Genomic DNA, 22,047 nt, shown 5'->3' with positions numbered 1-22,047 from the left:
GCAACTACGCGATGAAGACCCCGCGGGCAGCCGGCCAGCGGCCGGCTCTACCGGAATGCCTGTCAGCTGTCCTTCTTCGCCGCCATCGCCGCGGCCAGGTCCGCCTTGAACTCCTCGAAGGTCTGGCCCTTTTCCTTCGCTTCGGCCTGTGCGGCGTCGCGCAGCGCATCGGAGTACATCAGGCGCACCGGCGTGCCGTTGCGCTCGTGCAGTTCACCGGCCTGCATGATCAGCGCCAGTACCTGCGCGGCGGAGTCACTGTGGCCGGCGATACGGCCGTCCATGCCCAGCACCCATTCGCCATCGCGGCGCACGACACCGGCCAGCAGGGTGCGCTGCGCGTCGCGCAGTTCCGCATGTGGCTCCACCGGCGAGGCCTGGGCAGCGGCCTTGTTGGCGGCCTGCTTTTCCTGGCGACGGCGCTGGTCGCGGCGGGTCTTGGAGCTGGTGGACATGGTGCGGTACCGCTGCGAAAGGGGGCGCAAGGATAGCGCACCCCACGCGCAGCACCGCTTCACGCGCGCTCGATCCAGCAAGGTCAGTCCAGCACTTTCCCGTGCCGCCAGTAACCCATGAAGGTGATCGTGCGGCGGTCCAGCCCGCACTCGCGGACCAGATGGCGACGGATCGCCATCACCGCTCCCGCCTCGCCTGCCACCCAGGCATACAGCGGCCCGGCCACGCTGGCATCGGCCTGTTCCCAGAGAATCTGCGCGTCAACGTCGATCTCTTCCAGTTCTTCGCCAGCGACCACGCTCGAGGCGGCCAGGCGCGCCTGCACCGCCTGCAACAGGGGCGCCCCGTACGCCGCCCGCCCGCGCGGCAGCCAGACAAGCTCGGCGGTAGCCGGCGCCTTCAGCGGCACGGCGTCGCCGGCCTGCGCCACTTCCAGCAGGGCCAGCGTACGTGGCGGATCCACCCTGGCCGCCAGTTCCTCAAGAATGCCGGCCACTGCCGGCAGCGCGGTCTCGTCAGCCACCAGCAGCACCTGGCCAACGCCGGCCGGCGGCTTCCATTCCCAGCCCTCGCTGCTGTCGGCGCAGTCGGCATCCGGGGCCAGCAGCACCACGCGGTCGCCCGGCCGTGCATGGATGGCCCATCGCGAGGCCGGCCCGGTCTCGCCATGCAGCACGAAATCAACATCGACCTCGCCCTGCTCTGCACGCAGCTGGCGGAGGGTGTAGGTGCGCATCGGCGGGCGCTGATCGTCCGGCAGGGCCCGGTAGCGCGGGTACCAGTCCTCGCCGCTGGGGACCTGCGGCGCCTCCTGGCCGGGCAAGGGGAAGAACACCTTGATGCGCTGGTCCGGCCCTCCGGTCGTCATCCGCGCCACGTCGGCACCGGTGAACACCATGCGGTCCAGGGAAGGGGAAAGAACGCGGCGCTCCTTCAGCGCCACCTCGAACAGGCGGTAGGTCTGCTGCGCAGCCATGGGGAACCTCATGCAACGACAGTGGATCGGCTGGCTGTCGTGCACCTGTGCACCGGCTGGCTGGAGTGCCCAGCCTAGTCCGGCGGTTTCCCGTCGCAAGCGTTGCGGGCGTCGTAGCCTGCCCTACCCCTGCGCGCTGCTCAGTGACCCGTGCAGGCTGCCTGCGCCGCGCGTTCGCGCCGGTGTTCCCAGTACCAGAACACGAAGCCGGCGCCGAAGAACCCAGCCTGGCCCAACGCCAGGTGCAGCGGGCTGGCGCTGAGCAGCGGCGACACCACGCCGGCCACCACGGTGCTGATCATCAGCTGCACGAAGGCCTGCAGCGACGAGGCCAGGCCGCGCTGGTGCGGGTACATGTCCAGCACCGCCAGCGCCAGGATCGGGAAGATCAGCGCCATGCCCATGCCACCCAGGAAGATCGGCAGCACCGCCCACGGCAGCACGAACTGCGGCGCCAGCGCCACGTAGCCGACGTTCAGCAGCACCGACAGCGCGCACAGGCCGAAACCAATGGATACCTGGCGGGTGGGCGTGGTGTGCCCGGCCATGCGCCCGGACAGGAACGAGCCGGTGGTCATGCCGCCGATGGTGGGGATGAACAGCCAGGCGAAACCGCCCTCGCCCAGGTGCAGGTGTTGCATCACGAACACCGGTGCCGAGGAGATGTACAGGAAGATGCCACCGAAACCGATGCTGCCGGCCAGCGCCAGGCGCAGGAAGCGCGGATTGAAACCGATGCGCACGTAATCACGCATCAGCACCCGCGGCGACAACGGAACGCGCGCTTCGAGCGGATGGGTCTCCGGCAGGTAGCGGGCGGTGGCCGCCAGCAGAACCAGTGCGAACACCACCAGGAACCAGAAGATCAGCGGCCAGCCAGCACCGCTGAGCAGGATCCAGCCACCGATGATCGGCGCGATCGCCGGGGCGATGCCGAACAGCATCGACACCTGGCTCATCAGCCGCTGCGCGTCGTGACCGTGGTACAGGTCGCGGATCACCGCGCGGCCGACGATCATGCCGACGCCTGCGGACAGGCCCTGCAGGGCGCGGAACCCCAGCAGCGTGGTCAGATCGGTGGACAGCGCACAGCCGACCGAGGCGCCGACGAACACCACCAGGCCGCCGAGGATCACCCGCTTGCGGCCCCAGGCATCGGACAGCGGGCCGTGTGCCAGGCTCATCAGGCCGTAGAACAGCAGGTACACGCTGATGGTCTGCTGCACCGCCACCTCGTCCACCGCCAGGCGCTGGGCCAGCTGCGGGAACGCTGGGAAGATGGTGTCGATCGAGAACGGACCGAACATGGCCAGGCCGGCGAGCAGCAGGGCCATGCGGCGGGTGGAAGGAGCAACAGCGGCGGTCATGGAGAAGGCGTCCGGCAGGGCCATGCGCGGCACGCACGGCGGGCGCCAGTCCCCTGCAGCAGGGACGGCGCCAGATGAATTCGGGTATCCGCCCATCATAGGTGGGGATTGCGCCTGATGCCATGCAGCAGTGCACAAAACGCACGGGCGGGCCATCGGCCATTCAGGCGCCGCGGCCGGGCCCGCAGGCGGCTGGCGCGCCCGCAACGGGCTATAATCGGCGGGCAACACGGTGGGAGAAGCGGAACACCGCTGCCGAAGGCGCAACGCCCGTAATCGCTCAGGCCCGATACCACCCGTAACACAACTCTGGAGAGACCGGTTCGATCCGGCGCCGAAGGGGCACGAAGCCGCGGTTTTCCGCGCTTCCAAACTCTCAGGCAAAAGGACAGAGGGGCGCCCCGCAGACCGCCGACCGGCGGCTTGTGCCCGTGCGTGTGCCCTTTCCTGACGGATCCTTCGCCATGTCCCAGAACACCCCTTCCCTGCGTGAGCTCGAGCACCACAATGCGTTCGTCGAGCGCCACATCGGCCCCAACGATGCCGAGATCGCGCAGATGCTCGACGTCGTCGGCCACGCGTCGCTGGATGCGATGACCGATGCCATCGTACCGGCCAAGATCAAGTCGCCGGCGCCGCTGGCACTGCCGGAATCGATGACCGAAGTGCAGGCACTGGCGAAGATCCGTGCGATCGCCGACAAGAACACCGTGCTGCGCAGCTTCATCGGCCAGGGCTACTACGGTACCCACACGCCGAACGTGATCCTGCGCAACATCCTGGAAAACCCGGCCTGGTACACCGCCTACACCCCGTACCAGGCCGAGATCTCGCAGGGCCGCATGGAAGCGCTGATCAACTTCCAGACCCTGTGCGCCGACCTCACCGGCATGGAAATCGCCAACGCCTCGCTGCTGGACGAAGCCACCGCCGCAGCTGAAGCGATGACCCTGGCCAAGCGTTCGGCCAAGTCGAAGTCGGACACCTTCTTCGTGCACGACGCCGTGCACCCGCAGACCCTGGAACTGCTGCGTACCCGCGCCGAGCCCATGGGCATCGTGCTGCGCGTCGGCACCCCGGTCGAGGCACTGGAAGCAGAAGCCTTCGGCCTGCTGCTGCAGTACCCGGACACCTTCGGCCAGATCGGCGACTACAAGGCGCTGGTCGAGGCCGTGCACGCGCGCGGCGGCCTGGTGGCCGTGGCCACCGACCTGCTGGCGCTGACCCTGCTGGCCGCCCCGGGCGAATGGGGTGCGGACATCGTGGTCGGCAACAGCCAGCGTTTCGGCGTGCCGTTCGGCTTCGGCGGCCCGCACGCCGCATTCATGGCCTGCCGCGACGCCTACAAGCGCTCGATGCCGGGCCGCCTGATCGGCGTCTCGGTCGATGCCCAGGGCAACCCGGCCTACCGCCTGACCCTGCAGACCCGCGAGCAGCACATCCGCCGCGAGAAGGCCACCTCCAACATCTGTACCGCACAGGTGCTGCTGGCGGTGATGGCCTCGATGTATGCCGTGTACCACGGCCCGGAAGGCCTGACCCGCATCGCCCGGCGCACCCACCGCCTGGCCTCGATCCTGGCCGCCGCGCTGCGCGAGGCCGGCGTGCAGGTCGGTGGCGACTTCTTCGACACCCTGCATGTCACCGGCGTGCACGCCGATGAGATTCACGCCAAGGCCCGCGCCGCCGGTTACAACCTGCGTGCGATCGACAGCGACTCGGTCGGCATCAGCCTGGACGAGACCGCCACCCGCGCCGACGTGGTCGCACTGGCCGCCGTGTTCGGTGCGCAGGCCGACGTCGACGCGCTGGATGCCAGCACCGCCGATGCGCTGCCGGCCGGGCTGCTGCGCCAGTCCGCATTCCTGACCCACCCGGTGTTCAACACCCACCACAGCGAGCACGAACTGCTGCGCTACCTGCGCTCGCTGGCCGACAAGGACCTGGCGATGGACCGCACGATGATCCCGCTGGGCTCGTGCACCATGAAGCTCAACGCCACCGCCGAGATGATCCCGGTGACCTGGCCGGAGTTCTCGCAGATCCACCCGCTGGTGCCGGCCGACCAGGCGCTGGGCTACAAGGAACTGATCGACACGCTGGAAGCGATGCTGGTGGAATGCACCGGCTATGACGCGGTCAGCCTGCAGCCGAACTCCGGCGCGCAGGGCGAGTACGCCGGCCTGCTGGCGATCCGCGCCTACCACCGCTCGCGCGGCGAAGGCCACCGCGACATCTGCCTGATCCCGGATTCGGCGCACGGCACCAACCCGGCCTCGGCGCAGATGTGCGGCATGAAGGTGGTGGTGACCAAGACCGATGCCAACGGCAACGTCGACGTCGAGGACATCCGCCTCAACGCCGAGAAGTACAGCGACCGCCTGGCTGCGATCATGATGACCTACCCGTCCACGCACGGCGTGTTCGAGGAAGAGGTGGTGGAGATCTGCGAGATCATCCACAAGCACGGCGGCCAGGTGTACACCGACGGTGCCAACATGAATGCCCTGGTCGGCGTGGCCAAGCCGGGCAAGTGGGGGTCGGACGTTTCGCACCTGAATCTGCACAAGACCTTCTGCATCCCGCACGGCGGTGGCGGCCCGGGCGTCGGCCCGTGCGCGGTCAAGGAGCACCTGGCCCCGTTCCTGCCGGGCAAGCTGGGTGACAACGGCCCGGTCGGCATGGTCAGCGCGGCCAGCTTCGGCAGCGCCTCGATCCTGCCGATCAGCTGGATGTACATCGCGATGATGGGCCGCGACGGCCTGCGCAAGGCCACCCAGGTCGCGCAGCTCAACGCCAACTACATCGCCAAGCGCCTGGCCCCGCACTTCAAGACCCTGTACACCGGCCGCAACGGCCTGGTGGCGCACGAGTGCATCCTGGACGTGCGCCCGCTGGAGAAGACCAGCGGCATCGGTGCCGAGGACGTGGCCAAGCGCCTGATCGACTTCGGCTTCCATGCCCCGACCCTGAGCTTCCCGGTGGCCGGCACGCTGATGGTGGAGCCGACCGAGAGCGAATCGCTGCACGAACTGGATCGCTTCATCAACGCGATGATCCAGATCCGCGAGGAGATCACCGCGATCGAAGACGGCCGCCTCGACCGCGAGGACAACCCGCTGAAGAACGCGCCGCACACTGCCACCGCAGTGACCGCCAGCGAGTGGACCCACGCCTACCCGCGTGAACTGGCCGCCTTCCCGCTGGCCAGCCTGAAGCAGAGCAAATACTGGCCGCCGGTGGCGCGTGTCGACAACGTGTACGGCGACAAGAACGTGATGTGCGCCTGCATCCCGGTCGATGCCTACAAGGATGATGAAGTCGAGGCGTGATTCCTCACTGCATCGGTAAAGAAAACGGCCCGCGCAAGCGGGCCGTTTTCATGGGGCGTGTGGACCAAGGCCCACACCCACAAGCATCCGATCACGGGTCCGGCATCTGCCCCAGGCTCAACTGCCACGACACGCCAAAGCGGTCCTGCACCCAGCCGTAGCGATTGCTGAAGTCATAGTCGCCCACCGGCATCAACCAATGGCCGCCCTCACCCAGCACGCGTGCCGCGCGCTCGAACTGCTCGGCACCGGAACACTCGACGAACAGCGAGATCGACGGCGAGAAGGTGAAATCGTGCACGTCCAGGCTGTCGAAGCACAGGTAGTGGGTGCCACCGAGCAGGAAGATGGCCTGGCGGACCTGCCCCGGCACGCCGGCGCCGGCCCCCTCGGGATGGCGTTGCAGGGCCAGCAGCCGGAAATCGGCAAAGGCTTCGGCGTACAGGGCCAGCGCGGCCTCGGCCTGGCCGGTGAACATCAGGAAGGGACGGCTGCGCAGCATGCGGTACTCCTGGTCGACGGGCCGATGACGGCCTGCCTGCACAGTGCCACGCGGAGTGTGTGCCTGTTGTAGAGCCGAGCCCATGCTCGGCTGGCGATCGCGCAAACAGCAGCCGACCGCAGGGTCGGCTCTACAGAATCACGCCTGGCGCATGCGCCGCGCGATGGCACTGCTGGCGGCGATCGTGGCGGTCAACGCCACCATCGACAGGAACTGCAGGCGGGTGTGCGACTCACTCAGCAGCAGGCCGAAGATCAGCGCAAGGATCGCCAGTGCACAGCAGGTCAGCCACGGGAAACCGGCCATGCGGAACGGCAGTCGGGTACCCAGACGATCCGCGCGACGACGCAGCACCAGCTGCGAGACCAGCGACAGCGTCCACACCAGCAGGCAGGTGGAACCGACGATGTTCAGCAGCACCGGCAGCACCCGGTCCGGGAACAGCAGTTCCATTACCGTGGCGGCAAAGCCGAACAGCACGCTGGCCAGCACGGCGATCACCGGCACCTGGCGCGGGTCGGTCCAGCCAAGCACGGCCGGCGCTTCGCGACGCTGCGCCAGCGAATACATCATGCGCGAGGCGCCGTAGAGGTTGGCATTGAGCGCCGACAGCAGCGCGATCACGGCGATCAGCGTGATGGCGGTACCAGCGCCCGGGATGCGGGCGATGTCCAGCACGGCGGCGAACGGCGACTTCAGCGCCTCGCTGGTCCACGGCACCACGGCGATGATCACGCTCAGCGAGCCGATGTAGAACACCAGGATGCGCCAGGCCACGGTGCGGATGGCACGGGCAATGCTGCGCTCGGGGTCTTCGGTTTCGGCCGCCGCCACGGCCACGATCTCGGTGCCGCCGAAGGCGAACACCACCACCAGCAGCGCCGCGCCGATCCCGGCCAGGCCCTTCGGCGCAAAACCACCGTGTTCGGTGAAGTTGCTCAGGCCCGGGGAGGTCACCTGCGGCAGCCATCCCATCAGCAGCGCCACGCCAATGGCGATGAACGCCAGGATCGCCGCGACTTTGAGGATGGCGAACCAGAATTCGAACTCGCCGAAGTTCTTCACTCCGAGCAGGTTGATCGCGGTGAAGAACAGCATGAACGCCAACGCCGCCATCGGTACCGGTATCGCCGGCCAGACCGTGGCCAGCAGCCCGGCCGCACCCACTGCTTCGGCGGCGATCACGATCACCAGCTGCACCCACCACAGCCAGCCCACGGTGGCACCGGCGGTAGCGCCCATGGCGTCGGCTGCATACACCGAGAACGCGCCGCTGGTCGGTTTGGCCGCCGCCATCTCGCCCAGAGCGTTCATCACGATGATCACCAGCGCTCCGGCGACCAGATACGACACCAGGACCGCCGGACCGGCCGCCTGCACACCCACGCCCGAGCCGAGGAACAGCCCGGCGCCGATGGCGCTGCCCAGGCCCATCATGATCAGCTGGCGGGGCTTGAGCGAATGTCCGAGGCGGGACGGCGAAGCGGTCGGAATCGAGTTGGGCATCGGCGGGGCTGGCGGCGGGCTACAGGGGCGACACCTTACCCTGTCCCGTGCCCACGGGGATAGGCACAGCGCAGCAGGCCGCTCAGGCCAGCGCCGGCTCGCCGACGTTCCCACCGATACGGGCACGATAGGCACGCGGCGAGAAACCGGTTTCAGCCTTGAACTTGCGGGTGAAGGCACTCTGGTCGCTGAAACCGCAGGCCTGGCCGATGCAGGCGATGCTGTCGTCGCCATGCAGCAGATGCATGGCCATCTGGATCCGCAGCCGGGTCAGCACCTGCTGCGGGGTCATCTGGAACACCTTGCGGAAGCTGCGCTCCAGCTTGGACAGCGAAAAGCCGGTGATGTCCAGCAGGGTCTGCATGCGCACGTTCTCGGCGTAGTGCGCGTTGAGGTGGGCCAGCGCCAGCCGCAGCTGCTCGTACTGGGTACCGAGGCTGTCCTTCTGGCCAAGGTCGCGGGAAATGCCGATCAGGCCCTCGATGGCCCCGTCGACCACCAGCGGGCGCTTGCAGGTCAGGCACCAGCCCGGTTCGCGGTTGGCGAACAGGTGCAGCTCCATCAGGTTCTCGATCACCTCACCGGACAGCACGCGGGCGTCCTGGTCAACGTAGTCCGCACTGAGGCCGGTCGGGTAGATTTCGGCCGCCGTACGCCCGATCACGTCCTTGCGCGCGCGCAGACCCAGCCGCCGCAGCATGGTCTGGTTGACGTGGGTGTAACGCCCCTGGCGGTCCTTGATGAAGAACAGCACATCCGGGATGGCGTCGAACAGGGCTTCGATGTCGGCGGGCTCGACTCGCATGCGGCAAGCATACCCGAGCCTGCTTTTGCCCGTACGTTCACCTTTGCCGGACCGTGGTTTAACGGGGCTGGTTCCAGTGTCGTGGTTCCTTTTGATGATCCGGAGCCAACGTCCATGGCCGCCAGCAAGCCGACCGGCAAGCGCGCAACCGTCCCTGCCGAAAGCCACCGCCGGGGCGATGGCGATGAACTGCACCAGCAGGCCGGGGGCAGCCATCCGGCAATGACCACCGACCAGGGCATTCCGGTGGCGGACAACCAGAACTCCCTGCGGCAGGGACCTCGGGGGCCCACGCTGCTGGAGGACTTCATCCTGCGCGAGAAGATCACCCACTTCGATCACGAACGCATTCCCGAGCGCATCGTGCACGCACGTGGCAGCGCAGCACACGGCTACTTCGAGCTGACCCGATCACTGGCAGCCCATACCCGCGCGCGCATCCTGACCGAGGTCGGCGTGAAGACGCCGGTATTCACCCGCTTCTCGACCGTGGCCGGTGGCGCAGGCTCGGTGGATACCCCGCGCGACGTGCGCGGCTTTGCGGTCAAGTTCTACACCAAGGAGGGCAACTGGGATCTGGTCGGCAACAACATCCCGGTGTTCTTCATCCAGGACGCGATGAAGTTTCCGGACCTGGTGCACGCAGTGAAGATGGAGCCGGACCGCGCCTTCCCGCAGGCCGCGTCGGCCCATGACACGTTCTGGGACTTCATTTCGCTGATGCCCGAATCGATGCACATGATCATGTGGGCGATGAGCGACCGCGCCATCCCGCGTTCGCTGCGGATGATCGAAGGCTTCGGCGTGCACAGCTTCCGCCTGCTGAACGAGGCTGGCGAGTCGACGTTTGTCAAGTTCCACTGGCGGCCCAAGCTGGGCATTCAGTCCACGGTCTGGGACGAAGCGTTGAAACTGCAATCGGCCGACAATGACTTCCATCGCCGCGACCTGTTCGAGGCCATCCAGCGCGGCGACTTTCCCGAATGGGAGCTGGCGGTGCAGCTGTTCACCGAAGAAGACGCCGACGCATTCCCGTTCGACCACCTGGATCCGACCAAGATCATTCCCGAATCGCTGGTGCCGTTGCAGGTGATCGGGCGCATGGTACTGGACCGCTGGCCCGACAACTTCTTCGCAGAGACCGAGCAGGTGGCGTTCTGCCCGGCCAACGTGCCGCCCGGCATCGACTTCAGCAACGACCCGCTGCTGCAGGGCCGCCTGTTCTCCTACCTGGACACCCAGCTGCTGCGCCTGGGCGGCCCGAACTTCCACCAGATCCCGGTGAATGCACCGAAGTGCCCGTTTGCCAATCATCAGCGCGACGGCCACATGCAGATGCAGGTGCCCAAGGGCCGCGTCGCCTACGATCCCAGCTCGCTGCAGGACGACACCCCGCGCGAGACGCCTGCCGGATTCCGCAGCCATGCCAGCGCCGACGATGGCCGCAAGGGCCGCACCCGCGCGGAGAGTTTCGCCGACCACTACAGCCAGGCCCGGATGTTCTTCCGCAGCCTGGAAAAGCCGGAGCAGGCGCACCTGGCATCGGCGCTGGTGTTCGAGCTGTCCAAGGTGGAAACGCTGAAGGTGCGGGTGCGCACCGTCAGCCACCTGCGCAACATCGATGACGCGCTGGCGCAGCGCGTGGCCGATGGCCTGGCCCTGCCTGCGCTGCCCGACCCGGCCCCAACCGCCACGCCGGTGCGGGACATGCCACCCGCTCCCGAGGTGCGCGTGATCGGGCGTAACAAGCCCACCCTGCAGGGTCGCTGCATCGGCATCCTGTTCGACGAAGGCTCCGACGCGCGCGTGATTGCCAGCCTGAGCAAGGCCGCCCGGAAGGCAGGTGCAGACGTGAAGCTGGTCGCGCCAAAAGTGGGAGGCGCCACGCTGAGCGATGGCGCATTGCAGGCGGCAGATGGGCAGCTGGCGGGCACCCCGTCAGCCGTGTTCGATGCAGTAGCCGTGGTGCTCAGCCTTGAAGCCGCGAAGGCCTTGTCGAAAGAGAGTGCAGCCGTCGAATTCGTCAGCCAGGCGTGGGCACACCTGAAGGCCATCGCCAGCGACGCGGGCGGCCAGGTGCTGCTGAAGGCGGCGCGCGTCGGCAACGACCCCGGCATCGTCGAAGCAGAAGACGCCAAGGCATTCCTGGCGGCGGCCGCCACCCGCCAGTGGGCGCGCGAGCCCAAGCTGCGCCTGCTGGCCTGACCACAACGACAGGAGAATCGTCATGCCCCGTGGTGACAAATCCGCATACACCGAAAAGCAGAAGCGCCAGGCCGAGCACATCGAGGAAAGCGAACGTGATCGCGGCGCGAGTGAAGGCACCGCCGAGCGCATTGCCTGGGCCACCGTGAACAAGCAGGACGGCGGCGGCAAGCGCGCCGGCAGTGCCCGCAAGGGCGCGAAGAAGGCGACCAGCAAGAAGGCTGCCAAGAAGGCGCCTGCCAGGAAATCGGCCACAAAGAAGGCCGCAACCAAGAGGACGGCGGCGAAGAAGGCACCTGCGAAGAAGGCGGTGGCGAAGAAGGCACCGGCTCGCAAGACCGCGACAAAGAAGGCCGCAAAGAAGACGGCGAAGAAGGCAGCGGTAAAGAAGGCGGGTACGGCCGCCGCGCGGAGCGCCGCCGCGAAGAAGGCAGCCAAGACGCGGGCCGCGAAGAAGACCGTGCGCAAGGCGGCGGCGAAGAAAGCCGCGCGCACGCGTGCACGCGGCTGAGTCTTCGATCAGGAGGGGAGCGCCCTCATCCATGCGGCAACTTCGGCTGCGGCTGCCTCGGCACGGGCCTGCAGCAGTAGATGCGGCCCTTCCAGCGATACGTGCCGGGCATCGGGCAACAAGACCTGCAGCTCGGCCACGCTGGGCGGCCACAACAGGTGGTCCTGTCGTGCATGCAGGCATAACGTCGGCAGCATGAGCTTCGGCAACTGCGCGCGGACATCGATCTGCAGTGTCGCCGCAGCGCGCTGCCGCAGGATCGCGGTCGGTACCGCAGCGATCGCATGCCGCAGCTCGCGAAGGTTCATGCGTGTCCGCCAATGCCCCAGCAGAAGCCGGGCCAGCAACGCCAGCGGCGGCGGTGGCCATGCAGGGGCAAGCAAGCGTGCGCTCGCCGCTGGCAGCGGCACCGGTCGCCGCGCGAAGGTCGTACTCAGTATCAATCCGCGCAACCCCGGCGGTGAAGCCACCGCCAGTTCGATAGCCAGCGGCCCGGCAAACGATTCAGCCAGCAGCACAAAGGGAGAGATGGGAAGCTGCGGGCGCAGGATCGACGCCAATGTGACGTAGTCCTGTGGCCCGTGCATGGGCAGCGGCAGCACCTGCACGGTAACCCCCTGGTCCTGCATCGCTTCCACGAAGCATGTCGACAGCAGGCCGCTGCCATCCAGCCCGGGCAGCATCACGATCGGGAGCATCACGGCGTTCATCACATTGCTCACTTCTCAGGTCCCTTCGCACGACTCGCTGCCGCGCAGCTTCGCTTATCGGCTCGACCCAGGGAAGTGCACGCCGCTGCTCGCGGCGCTACCCTGATGGCCCCGGACAGACGAGGAAGGCGGCATGCGCAAGCCACGCTGGCTCAGCTGGACCGGCATTGCCCTATGCGCGCTCTATCTCGCGCTGACCACCTGGCTGGTGCTCGATGCCCGGTCCAACAGCGACCCCAAGAGCGCCTACATCCTCATGCAGCTGCCGGTGATGCTGCAGACCGCAGCACTCAACGTCATCGGCGTGGGACGCTGGCTTTCCGGAATGACCTGGATCACCGTCTACCTTCTGGTGATTCCTCCCACGCTTGGCGTGCTGTACGTGCTTGGGGCCATGCTCGGCAGCGTCCTGGAGCAATGAGGGCGATCCTCCCTGCTGCCTGAGCGGGCAATGCAAATACGGCCGCTCAAGGCGGCCGTATTCCTGTCACGGGGTCAGCAGCCTGCTCAGGCTGCACGGCGCGGCACGGCCGAAGCCCCTGCGCCTTCCACCTTGAATACCGCTACCGACGTGGTCAGCGCATGCGCCTGTTCTTCCAGCGCGCGGCTCGCCGCAGTGGCTTCTTCCACCAGGGCCGCGTTCTGCTGCGTCACCTGGTCCATCTGCACCACCACCTGGTTGACCTGCTCGATGCCGGCGGCCTGTTCCTTGCTGGCCGCTGCGATGTCGCTCATCAGCTGGGTGGTGCGCGAACTGGCCTGGGCGACGCGTGCGATCGCTGCTTCCGATTCAACGGTCACCGCCAGGCCACTCTTCACCTTGGCAGCGGCGTCTTCGATCAGCTCCTTGATTTCCTTGGCCGCGACGCCGGCGCGCTGCGCGAGCGTGCGTACTTCGCTGGCGACCACGGCAAAACCACGGCCCTGCTCGCCCGCGCGCGCGGCTTCCACCGCAGCGTTCAGTGCCAGGATGTTGGTCTGGAACGCGATGCCGTCGATAACGGTGGAGATTTCCGAGATGCGTGCCGAGGACTGATCGATCTCACCCATCACCGAGGCCATCTGCGCCATCGCCTGCTCGGTCTCGCGTACGGCGGCACCGGCGGCATGCGCTTCGCTGTCGGCCTGACGCGCCAGCTCGGCGTTCTGGCGCACGGTGGAGGTCAGCTCCTCCATCGACGCGGCAGCTTCCTCCAGGTTGGCCGCCTGCTGCTCCGTGCGGCGCGACAGGTCGTTGTTGCCGGCGGCCAGTTCCTGGGCCGCGTTGTTGATGCTGTCGGCAGCCACCTGGATGCCCCGCACAATGCCCGTCAGCTGCGCGGTGGTGGTATTGGCGTCGTCGCGCATGCGCGCGAACACGCCGTCGTACTCACCGTCCATGCGTGCGGTCAGGTCACCGTGCGAGATCGCGCGCAGCACGTCGGAAACATCGGCAATGCTGGCCTGCGAACTGGCCATCATGCCGTTGAGGTGTTCGACCATCGCCTTGAACTGGTACTGGAACGCAGCAGCATCGCCACGCATGCTGAAGTCGCCGGCGCGAGCCGCACGGGCCAGTTCATCGATCTGCGCGTTGATCGCCATCAGGCTCTGCTTTACCGCGGCCAGAGTGCGGGTCAGCGTGCCCTTCTCGCCCGGGTAGTCCGGCAGGTCACGGCTGAGGTCGCCGATCGCGTAACGCTGCATCACTTCGGCCATCAGCAGCTCCACCTGCACGTGCGATTCGACCAGGCTGTTGGTGGCCTGCACCATGCGGCCGAAATCACCGGGGAAGGCACTGTCGTCCATGCGATAGCGGATCGCACCCGCTTCGTGCTGCTCAGCCATCTGCAGCTGCGCGCCGATCGCCGCCTGCACGCTCTGCCGCACACTGGCCATGGCCTCGCCCAGCTGGGTCAGTTCATCCCGGCCACCGAGGCGGAACTCCTGGTCCAGCTGGCCCTTGGACAGCCGCTCGGCCAGGTTCACCGCGCGCGCCAGCGGGCCGGTCAGGCTGCGGCCGATCATCACCGAGGCGCCGATGCCGGCAAGCAGCGCGACGCCGCCCAGCACCAGCAGCTGCAGCAGGCTGCGTTCGCCCAGGCGGATCGCTTCGGCGGCAGCCTCACGGCTTTCCTTCTCCTCGAAGTCCACGCCATCGGACAGCGCCTTGTTCCAGCCGTTGGCCGCTTCCTGCACCGGGCCCAGCGTCAGCGCCACGGCGCCAGGGTAATCACCCTGCTCCATCAGTTCGCTGGTCTGCTTGTTGAGCGGGCGCGCAACGGCACGCTTGGCCGCGATGGTTTCCGCGATGGTCTTGCCCTGGGCATCGCTGGGCAGCGCCTGGTAGGCGGTCCAGCTGGCCTCATAGCGCTTGACCAGGTCGGCGATGCGCTTCTCGTCGCTGCCGCGGTCTTCGCCCTGACGGATCAGCATTTCGCGGCGCACGACCATCATCTGGTTGTTGGCATCGAGCATCTGCGACAGCAGGCGCACCTTGGCCACGCTGACGTCGACCACCTGCTGCATCGCGCGCTTCTGCACGACACTGGCAGTGGCGCCGGTGGCCACCACGGCGGCGACCAGCAGCAGCAACAGGCCAAAGCCCAGCCCAAGACGCCAGGCAACCCTGACGTTCCTCAAGTAGTTCATGGGGATATCCAATACGGGGGGATGTGGCCTTATCGGCGGCCTCATGCTGGGTCTTGACCCGTAAATTCTGAACGCTTCGGGCGCGGTTCACGTTTGCATCGCCATTGCCAGCAACGAATGCGCAGCATCTCCGTAGGCGGTCTGATCCACGCAGTTGTTGCCGTTATGCTGGGCCACCGCTGATCTGCAAGATGCCAGACCTCGGCCACCCCCGCCATCGTACAAGGACGACCATGAGGCATTATCTCAGTGCACTTCCGCTCCTGCTTGCCTGCATGACAAGCCCACAGTCCGCGCACGCCCAGGACGCATACACCGGAAGCAACTTCAAGTTCCTCTACGCGTACAACATCATCGGCAATGCTGACCCCGCAGTCCGCTCCCAGCTGACCGAGCTGCACAATGCCGGCGCGAATGTGATTCCCGTGACAGGATGGAATACGGGTGAACTCAGCTCCCGTTTGCAGGCGCTGCGGCAGGACCCGCTGTTATCCAGATTCAAAGTGCTGCTCCAGTTCAACGGACCCGTTCACGACGCCTGGTACGCAGATCCCGGCAGTGCCTGCTCTCCTGGCAACGAGCGTCTACCAGACTGGCTTCAACAGGAGCTTGACGCTGTTGCTGCACTTGCCCTGCAGAACTCAGACATCGTAGTTGGTTACTACACTTTTGACGAACCAGCTCTGCCACAGACACCACAGAACCTTGGTATCTGCAAGCGCTTCCAGGAACTGGTCTACGAAAGGCTTCGGCAAGCGGATCCCGATGCATCCGCGCGCCCGGTGATCATCGCCAATCTGATGGGCACGTTGAGCGATGTCCAGATCCAGTACGCAATGAGCCCACACGCACAGGATGTCGTCTTCGTTGACCAGTATCAGAACACCGTCAACGAACAGGTCGCTCAGTACCAGAAATGGAAACGGCACGGATTGCTGGGAGGTGGAATGGTTCCGGTCCTTCCTGCTTTCAACTACACCAGCTGCAATGACCCCGGACTGCGCACCAGCTTCCGGGTGAAACTCGAAGCTTCATTGCAAGCCGTGTATGGAGCGGACCGCCCTCGCAACCTAGGCAGCGCCTACTTTGCGTTCTGGCCGGGTGCACGCCCTGATTTTCAGTTTGACGGGCAGAACTGCCCTGCCATCTTCAACTCAATGATCGATGACCTCACGCATCAACCGGACCTTCAGGTCACGCGGATCGACACGATTCCAAGCCAGTTCCGGGCAGGGGAGCCAGTCCGTTTCCGGGCAACCATCCGAAATGCCGGCAATGCTCCGTCTCCCATGAATCACCACAGTGTCCTCGTCCATGAGGAGGGACAGTGTTTCGAGGGAGGATGCCAATGGGGGATCTTGACCATCAGTCTGGCCCCTGGTCAACAGGCCACCATAGATCTGAACCAGGGACCCAGCTGGACACCTTCGGCAGGGCTGCATGCGATGACCGTGTTCGCTGATGACGCGGACCGCATCAAGGAACTCGACGAACACAACAACGAGTTGACCCGGGAAATCATGGTGGGGGATCTGCCCGATCTGCAGCCATACCTGATCGAAACGATTCCAGCCAGTTTCAAGCCAGGCGATGCAGTGACATTCCGCACGGCAGTAACCAACCGCGGATCAATGCCCGCACCTGCGGGTTGGCTCGGAGCGGTCTATCTGGTAAACGGCGCGTGCCCAGCCAGTGGCTGCCCCTGGAGTGGCCTGACAACGGCCTTGGCGCCGGGCGAATCCGTATGGTTGAGCCCCGCAGGCCCCGTTTGGCCAGCCGCGGGTGGCCAGCAACAGATCACCTCCATTGTTGACGACCAAGGGCTGATCCAGGAGTCGAATGAGGGCAACAACCAGCTGGCTCGAATCATCCAGGTCTCGGACAAGCCAGACCTTCGGATCACCAGCGCCCATTCACAGCCGCTGCGTCCGAAATCCGGCGATGCAACCTCGTTCACCGCAACCATCGAGAATGTCGGCTCGGTCGCCGCCAGCGCGCCTTGGATTGGGCTGATGGCCATGAAGAACGGGCAGTGTTTCATTGAAGGTTGCGTGTGGGGCGGCCTCCAGAACTACACCCTGGCACCCGGCGCCAGCGTCAATGTCAGGACTTACAACGACGTCTGGCGCCCGACCCCAGGGGTGCACTCCATCCAGCTGCTGGTTGACGATCAGAACACCGTGAGCGAGTCACGGGAGGACAACAACAGCATCGACATCATGGTTACTGTGGATTGAACATCAGGGCAGGCGGCGACGGATCCGTGGTCGCCTGCCCTCGTTGCTTTCCATGTGCAGACGCGGCCCCACAAGGGATGGTCACGTTGGCACCACTCATCCCGGCGTCAGATTCTTTTCACATCAGTCCTGCATTGCGCACAGGCATGGTAGTTCCGTGAATGCCGGAGATGCCCATGCGTGTACCCTATCCTGTACTGTTCGTCCTGTCGCTACTGATATCACCCGCCTTCGCGCAGTCCCCTGCGCCCAACCTGCCCGCCCCCATTGCCGAGAAGGCCGGCCCGGACGCCGCAGTGCGCTCCGCCCTGCACGCCCAGGTGCTGCTGGATCGCGCGAATTTCTCGCCTGGCCAGATCGATGGCGAAGTGGGCAGCAACCAGCGACGCGCGGTGGCGGGCTTCCAGGCCGCGCATGGGCTGACCGTGACGGGTGAGCTGGACGACGCCACCTGGAAGGCTCTGCAGGCTGATACGGTGGGGCCGCTGGCCAGCTACACGCTGACTGCCGAGGATGTCGCCGGCCCGTTCCAGCCCATACCGAAAGGACCTGCCGCACAGGCCAAACTGAAATCGCTGGGTTTCAGCAGTGTGGAAGAAGCCCTGGGCGAGCGCTTCCACGCCTCGCCGGAGTTGCTGAAGGTGCTCAATCCCGGCGTGGATCTGACCAAGGCTGGCAGCCGCATCCAAGTGCCCAACATCGCACCAGCGGCATTGCCGAAGGCGGCGAAGATCGTGGTCGACAAATCCGACTCCACCCTGCAGTTGCTGGATGCGCAGGGCAAGCTGATCGCGCAGGTGCCGGTGTCGTCGGGCAGCCAGCACGACCCGTTGCCGATCGGCGAATGGAAGATCCTGGGCGTGTATCGCGACCCGCCGTTCCACTACAACCCGAAGTTGTTCTGGGATGCGCGCAAGGGCGAAAAGAAGGCGACGCTGCCGCCGGGCCCGAACAATCCGGTCGGCCGGGTCTGGATCGACCTGTCCAAGCCGCACTACGGCCTGCATGGCACGCCCGAACCCAGCCACGTGGGCAAGACCGAATCGCATGGCTGCGTACGCATGACCAACTGGGATGCGGTGCGTGTGGCCGACGCAGTGGATACTTCGGTGCCCGTGGTGATGCAGGAGTAAGCCCATGCGTCTTTCGCAGCTGATCGTATTGGGCGTACTGCTGGGACTGGGGGCAGGTTGGTGGCTGCGTCGCGATGGGAGTGAGCCGGTAGCCGCCTCGCTGCCGGCAGCGCCATCGGCGGTGTCCGCCGCGCCGGTGGTCGAACCAGCGCCACGCGCAACGGCCCCACCCGCCACCACCGCGCCGCCGGCCGCGCAGGCTGCGGATGCACCGTCCGGCCTGCTGCTGCCGGTGCAGGGCATCCTGGCCTCGCAGCTGCGCGATACCTTCACCGATGCACGCAGCGAAGGCCGCGTACACGATGCCATCGACATCCTGGCCGATGCCGGTACTCCGGTACTCGCGGTGGCTGATGGCACGGTGGAAAAACTGTTCGACAGCAAACGCGGCGGGCTGACTATCTACCAGTTCGAGCCCAGCGGACGCTGGTGCTACTACTACGCGCACCTGCAGCGCTATGCCGATGGCCTGGCCGAGAAACAGGCGATCAAGCGCGGGGATGTGATCGGCTACGTCGGCAGCACCGGCAATGCCAGCGCCGAGGCCCCGCACCTGCACTTCGAAGTGCATGTCTTGGGGCCGGAGAAGCAGTGGTGGAAGGGAGAGTCGATCAATCCCTATCCCTTGCTGAAGTCGGCGGCACCGATGCCCGGCGCTGCTGGCGCCGCAACGCCACAGTGAAGACAGTCAACGCAGCCCCCGGAATCAGCAGGAACAGCGCCGCCATCTTCCAGAAAAAGAACGGCCACAGCCAGAGGTAGTCCAGGTCGGTCAGCTTCAGCAGACCCAGCGGCGGCTGCAGCTCGATGTCTGCAGTGCGTCCCGCCAGCGCCGGATCCACCTCCAGCACGGTTACCCGCAGCCATGAGCGGCCGCGTGGCAATGCGTCGCCGCGACCGTAACCAAAGTAGGAGGCCATGAGGCCGCTGGACTCAACCGATACCAGCGCGCGGTCGATGCCCTGCCCGGCCACTCCCCAACGCTCCCCTGCGCGGAAGTCTCCATGTTCGGTGGGAGTCTCGATGCGCAGCAGCACTTCAGGGTCAGCCTCTGTACCGTCCGCGGCATAGCGCAGGCGCAGCCGAAGCTGGTCATCGATGAGGCGGTAGACGGTGATCTGGGCGGTTGCGCCAGGGCGCAGCACCAGCGGCACCGTCTGCGTGCGCGAAGCCAGGGCATTGGCGGCTGCACCCAACACAAGTACCAGGCCGGCCATGCACCACAGGCTCCACGACACCCACAGGGTGACCCGCACTACCGTCCCGCCTTTCACGCTGACATCCTGGTCATCGCGTCGCTTCCCCGCTGGCCTGGCCACACAGTAACGAAAAAGCCCCGCGTGCGCGGGGCTTTTCCTGTCACCAACGCCGGGCATGGCCCGGCGCCACCTCAGGCGAACGGATCCTGCAGGACCATGGTGTGGTCGCGGTCCGGGCCGGTGGAGACGATGCTGATCGGGCAGCCGGCCAGCTCTTCCAGCGAACGCAGGTAGGCGCGTGCGGCCGGCGGCAGATCGTCCCACTGGGTGATGCCGTGGGTGTTCTCGCTCCAGCCCGGGAACTCCAGGTACACCGGGGTGCATTCTTCCCAGCCCTGCGCGTCCAGCGGCGCGTACTCGGTGCGCTTGCCGTTGTATTCGTAGGCGATGCAGACCTTCAGCTTTTCCATGCCGTCCAGCACGTCCAGCTTGGTGATGCACAGGCCGCTGATGCCGTTGATGGCCACGGCGCGCTTCAGCGCGACGATGTCCATCCAGCCACAACGACGCGGACGGCCGGTCGACGCACCGTACTCGGCGCCGCGGTCACGAATGCCCTGGCCGACTTCGTCGTCCAGCTCGGTCGGGAACGGGCCACCGCCGACGCGGGTGGCGTAGGCCTTGGCGATGCCCAGCACGTAGTCGATCGAATCAGCGCCGACGCCGGAACCGGCCAGCGCACCACCGACGGTGGTGTTGGAGCTGGTGACGTACGGGTAGGTGCCGTGGTCGATGTCCAGCAGCGCGCCCTGCGCACCTTCGAACAGCACGCGCTTACCCTGCTTGCGCAGGTCGTGCAGGATGCCGGCCACGTCGGACTTCATCGGCTGCACGTATTCGCCGAAGGCCAGCGCTTCGTCGAAGGTCTTCTGGAAGTCGACCGCATCGGTGTTCAGATACTTGGACAGCACGAAGTTGTGGTAATCCAGCGCGGTGCGCAGCAGTTCTTCCAGCTGCTTCGGGTAATGCAGGTCGGCGATGCGGATGCCGCGACGCGCCACCTTGTCTTCGTAGGCCGGGCCGATGCCGCGGCCGGTGGTGCCGATCGCCTTGCCACCGGCTGCGCGCTCGCGCGCCTGGTCCAGGGCGATGTGGTACGGCATGATCAGCGGCGCGGCCGGGGAGATCTTCAGGCGCGAACGCACTTCCACGCCGGAGGCTTCCAGCTCGGCGATTTCCTTCTGCAGCGCGGCCGGCGAGATCACCACGCCGTTGCCGATCAGGCACAGCGCATCGTCACGCAGGATGCCCGACGGGATCAGGTGCAGGACGGTCTTCTTACCGTTGATGACCAGGGTGTGGCCGGCATTGTGGCCGCCCTGGAAGCGCACGACGGCGCCGATTTCCTCAGTGAGCAGATCGACGATCTTGCCCTTGCCTTCATCGCCCCACTGGGCACCCAACACTACGACAGACTGACCCATGACGGGCTCCTCGGTTTGTTGCGGCCATCGGGGCCGCGGACGGGTAAACCGTGGCGGGGCTGGCCAGCACCTGGAGGGCGGCTCCAAACGGGGAGCGGCCGGCGATGGAGGGCCCAGACACGGAAAAAGCCGAACGGGGAGGCCCGTCCGGCTTTTGTGCATTATCCGGGTTTCCGGGGTCCGCTGCCACCTTTCCGACGGACGGCTTCACCGGCCGGTCAGCCGCCCCGCCCGGTCGTGCCGGCCGCTGGCCGGCAATGCCAACCAAGGTTGGCATCTACCAGAGCCTCGCCACGCTGGTGCAGGCCGGTCAGCCGCCCCGCCCGGTCGTGCCGGCCGCTGGCCGGCAATGCCAACCAAGGTTGGCATCTACCAGGGCCTGGCCACGCAGGTGCAGGTCGGTCAGCCGTCCCACCCGGTCGTGCCGGCCGCTGGCCGGCAATGCCAACCAAGGTTGGCAGCTACCAGGGCCTGGCCACGCAGGTGCAGGTCGGTCAGCCGCCCCGCCCGGTCGTGCCGGCCGCTGGCCGGCAATGCCAACCAAGGTTGGCATCTACCAGGGCCTGGCCACGCCGCAGGTGCAGGGCGGTCAGCTGCCCCGCCCGGTCGTGCCGGCCGCTGGCCGGCAATGCCAACCAAGGTTGGCATCTACCAGAGCCTGGCCACGCAGGTGCAGGTCGGTCAGCCGCCCCACCCGGTCGTGCCGGCCGCTGGCCGGCAATGCCAACCAAGGTTGGCAGCTACCAAGGCCAGGCCACGCACGTAGACGCAGGCGGCCGCGCCGGGGCTTCTAGTGCCGCACCCACCACAGCAGGCTCAGGCCGGCCAGCAGCACCAGTCCGCCGAAGCTGCGCAGGGCCGGGCTGGGCAGGTCCAGCAGGCGTTCGGCCATGCGCTTCCAGGCGAACGGCGCGACGAACAGGAACAGGCCTTCCAGCACCGCGACCAGGCAGACGGCGGCGAACAGATCTTTCATCGGAACTCCGGAAAAAG

18 protein-coding genes and 1 riboswitch are annotated in these 22,047 nt (G+C 66.5%); of the genes, 7 read left to right on the top strand and 11 right to left on the bottom strand.

From position 1 onward, the window contains the following. Positions 1–62: 62 nt before the first annotated feature. The 3 genes from AC5P7A_RS00425 to AC5P7A_RS00415 form a co-directional block, all read right to left on the bottom strand. Positions 63–455: a hypothetical protein gene (locus AC5P7A_RS00425; protein WP_014648016.1), complete on the bottom strand. Its 393-nt coding sequence runs from the start codon at positions 453–455 to the stop codon at positions 63–65. A gap of 83 nt (positions 456–538) precedes the next feature. After that, a complete protein-coding gene (locus AC5P7A_RS00420) occupies positions 539–1,432 on the bottom strand; it encodes a siderophore-interacting protein (RefSeq protein ID WP_111206464.1) in 894 nt (297 codons plus the stop codon). Positions 1,433–1,572: 140 nt separating this feature from the next. Next, entirely contained in the window at positions 1,573–2,799 is a 1,227-nt protein-coding gene (locus AC5P7A_RS00415; protein WP_032960036.1) for a multidrug effflux MFS transporter, read from the bottom strand. A gap of 299 nt (positions 2,800–3,098) precedes the next feature. Further along, positions 3,099–3,201, top strand: a riboswitch (glycine riboswitch). 62 nt (positions 3,202–3,263) lie between these two features. Here AC5P7A_RS00415 and gcvP point away from each other — a divergent pair. Then, positions 3,264–6,131 carry an aminomethyl-transferring glycine dehydrogenase gene (gene gcvP, locus AC5P7A_RS00410; protein ID WP_049441931.1) on the top strand — a complete coding sequence of 956 codons (2,868 nt, stop codon included), beginning with the start codon at positions 3,264–3,266 and terminating at the stop codon, positions 6,129–6,131. A 91-nt stretch (positions 6,132–6,222) separates the two neighbouring features. Here gcvP and AC5P7A_RS00405 read toward each other — a convergent pair whose 3' ends face one another. From AC5P7A_RS00405 to AC5P7A_RS00395, 3 genes are all read right to left on the bottom strand, one after another. Continuing rightward, a complete protein-coding gene (locus AC5P7A_RS00405; RefSeq protein ID WP_005418291.1) occupies positions 6,223–6,633 on the bottom strand; it encodes a VOC family protein in 411 nt (136 codons plus the stop codon). A 138-nt stretch (positions 6,634–6,771) separates the two neighbouring features. Continuing rightward, positions 6,772–8,139, bottom strand: a complete 1,368-nt coding sequence (locus tag AC5P7A_RS00400; protein WP_014648020.1) for an amino acid permease — start codon at positions 8,137–8,139, stop codon at positions 6,772–6,774. Positions 8,140–8,221: 82 nt separating this feature from the next. Next, positions 8,222–8,944: an AraC family transcriptional regulator gene (locus AC5P7A_RS00395; protein ID WP_014038112.1), complete on the bottom strand. Its 723-nt coding sequence runs from the start codon at positions 8,942–8,944 to the stop codon at positions 8,222–8,224. Between the two features lie 114 nt (positions 8,945–9,058). Between AC5P7A_RS00395 and AC5P7A_RS00390 the strand changes: the two genes are divergently transcribed. After that, the gene (locus tag AC5P7A_RS00390) at positions 9,059–11,149 is read left to right on the top strand and encodes a catalase (protein ID WP_049441934.1); all 2,091 of its coding nucleotides are present in this window, start codon (positions 9,059–9,061) and stop codon (positions 11,147–11,149) included. A 22-nt stretch (positions 11,150–11,171) separates the two neighbouring features. Continuing rightward, positions 11,172–11,660: a hypothetical protein gene (locus AC5P7A_RS00385; protein WP_014648023.1), complete on the top strand. Its 489-nt coding sequence runs from the start codon at positions 11,172–11,174 to the stop codon at positions 11,658–11,660. Positions 11,661–11,668: 8 nt separating this feature from the next. On the opposite strand, the gene AC5P7A_RS00380 is transcribed toward AC5P7A_RS00385, so the two are convergent. After that, positions 11,669–12,370 carry an alpha/beta fold hydrolase gene (locus tag AC5P7A_RS00380; protein WP_046431979.1) on the bottom strand — a complete coding sequence of 234 codons (702 nt, stop codon included), beginning with the start codon at positions 12,368–12,370 and terminating at the stop codon, positions 11,669–11,671. A 133-nt stretch (positions 12,371–12,503) separates the two neighbouring features. Between AC5P7A_RS00380 and AC5P7A_RS00375 the strand changes: the two genes are divergently transcribed. Beyond that, the gene (locus tag AC5P7A_RS00375; RefSeq protein WP_032960023.1) at positions 12,504–12,791 is read left to right on the top strand and encodes a hypothetical protein; all 288 of its coding nucleotides are present in this window, start codon (positions 12,504–12,506) and stop codon (positions 12,789–12,791) included. Positions 12,792–12,877: 86 nt separating this feature from the next. Here the strand turns inward: AC5P7A_RS00375 and AC5P7A_RS00370 are convergent, their stop codons facing one another. After that, positions 12,878–15,001, bottom strand: a complete 2,124-nt coding sequence (locus AC5P7A_RS00370; RefSeq protein WP_126411256.1) for a methyl-accepting chemotaxis protein — start codon at positions 14,999–15,001, stop codon at positions 12,878–12,880. A 233-nt stretch (positions 15,002–15,234) separates the two neighbouring features. Between AC5P7A_RS00370 and AC5P7A_RS00365 the strand changes: the two genes are divergently transcribed. The 3 genes from AC5P7A_RS00365 to AC5P7A_RS00355 all read left to right on the top strand — a co-directional run bounded on the left by AC5P7A_RS00365 (position 15,235) and on the right by AC5P7A_RS00355 (position 19,053). Beyond that, positions 15,235–17,238 carry a CARDB domain-containing protein gene (locus AC5P7A_RS00365; RefSeq protein WP_049441936.1) on the top strand — a complete coding sequence of 668 codons (2,004 nt, stop codon included), beginning with the start codon at positions 15,235–15,237 and terminating at the stop codon, positions 17,236–17,238. A 170-nt stretch (positions 17,239–17,408) separates the two neighbouring features. Then, positions 17,409–18,371 (top strand): L,D-transpeptidase family protein, encoded by a 963-nt coding sequence (locus AC5P7A_RS00360; protein ID WP_049441943.1) that lies wholly within the window; start codon positions 17,409–17,411, stop codon positions 18,369–18,371. 4 nt (positions 18,372–18,375) lie between these two features. Then, complete coding sequence (locus tag AC5P7A_RS00355) at positions 18,376–19,053, top strand: M23 family metallopeptidase (RefSeq protein WP_049441937.1); 678 nt, start codon at positions 18,376–18,378, stop codon at positions 19,051–19,053. Here the strand turns inward: AC5P7A_RS00355 and AC5P7A_RS00350 are convergent. The 3 genes from AC5P7A_RS00350 to AC5P7A_RS00340 form a co-directional block, all read right to left on the bottom strand. Beyond that, the gene (locus AC5P7A_RS00350; protein WP_049407584.1) at positions 18,983–19,645 is read right to left on the bottom strand and encodes a hypothetical protein; all 663 of its coding nucleotides are present in this window, start codon (positions 19,643–19,645) and stop codon (positions 18,983–18,985) included. The genes AC5P7A_RS00355 and AC5P7A_RS00350 overlap by 71 nt on opposite strands. Before the next feature lie 116 nt (positions 19,646–19,761). After that, positions 19,762–21,054: an adenylosuccinate synthase gene (locus AC5P7A_RS00345; protein WP_049441939.1), complete on the bottom strand. Its 1,293-nt coding sequence runs from the start codon at positions 21,052–21,054 to the stop codon at positions 19,762–19,764. Positions 21,055–21,844: 790 nt separating this feature from the next. After that, positions 21,845–22,030: a DUF2065 domain-containing protein gene (locus AC5P7A_RS00340; protein ID WP_005414170.1), complete on the bottom strand. Its 186-nt coding sequence runs from the start codon at positions 22,028–22,030 to the stop codon at positions 21,845–21,847. Positions 22,031–22,047 lie beyond the last annotated feature (17 nt).

The organism is Stenotrophomonas sp. YJH_SMC_65 (assembly GCF_059369475.1).
The sequence above is the reverse complement of the archived record's forward strand: the minus strand, read 5'-3'. Positions and strand labels throughout refer to the sequence as shown.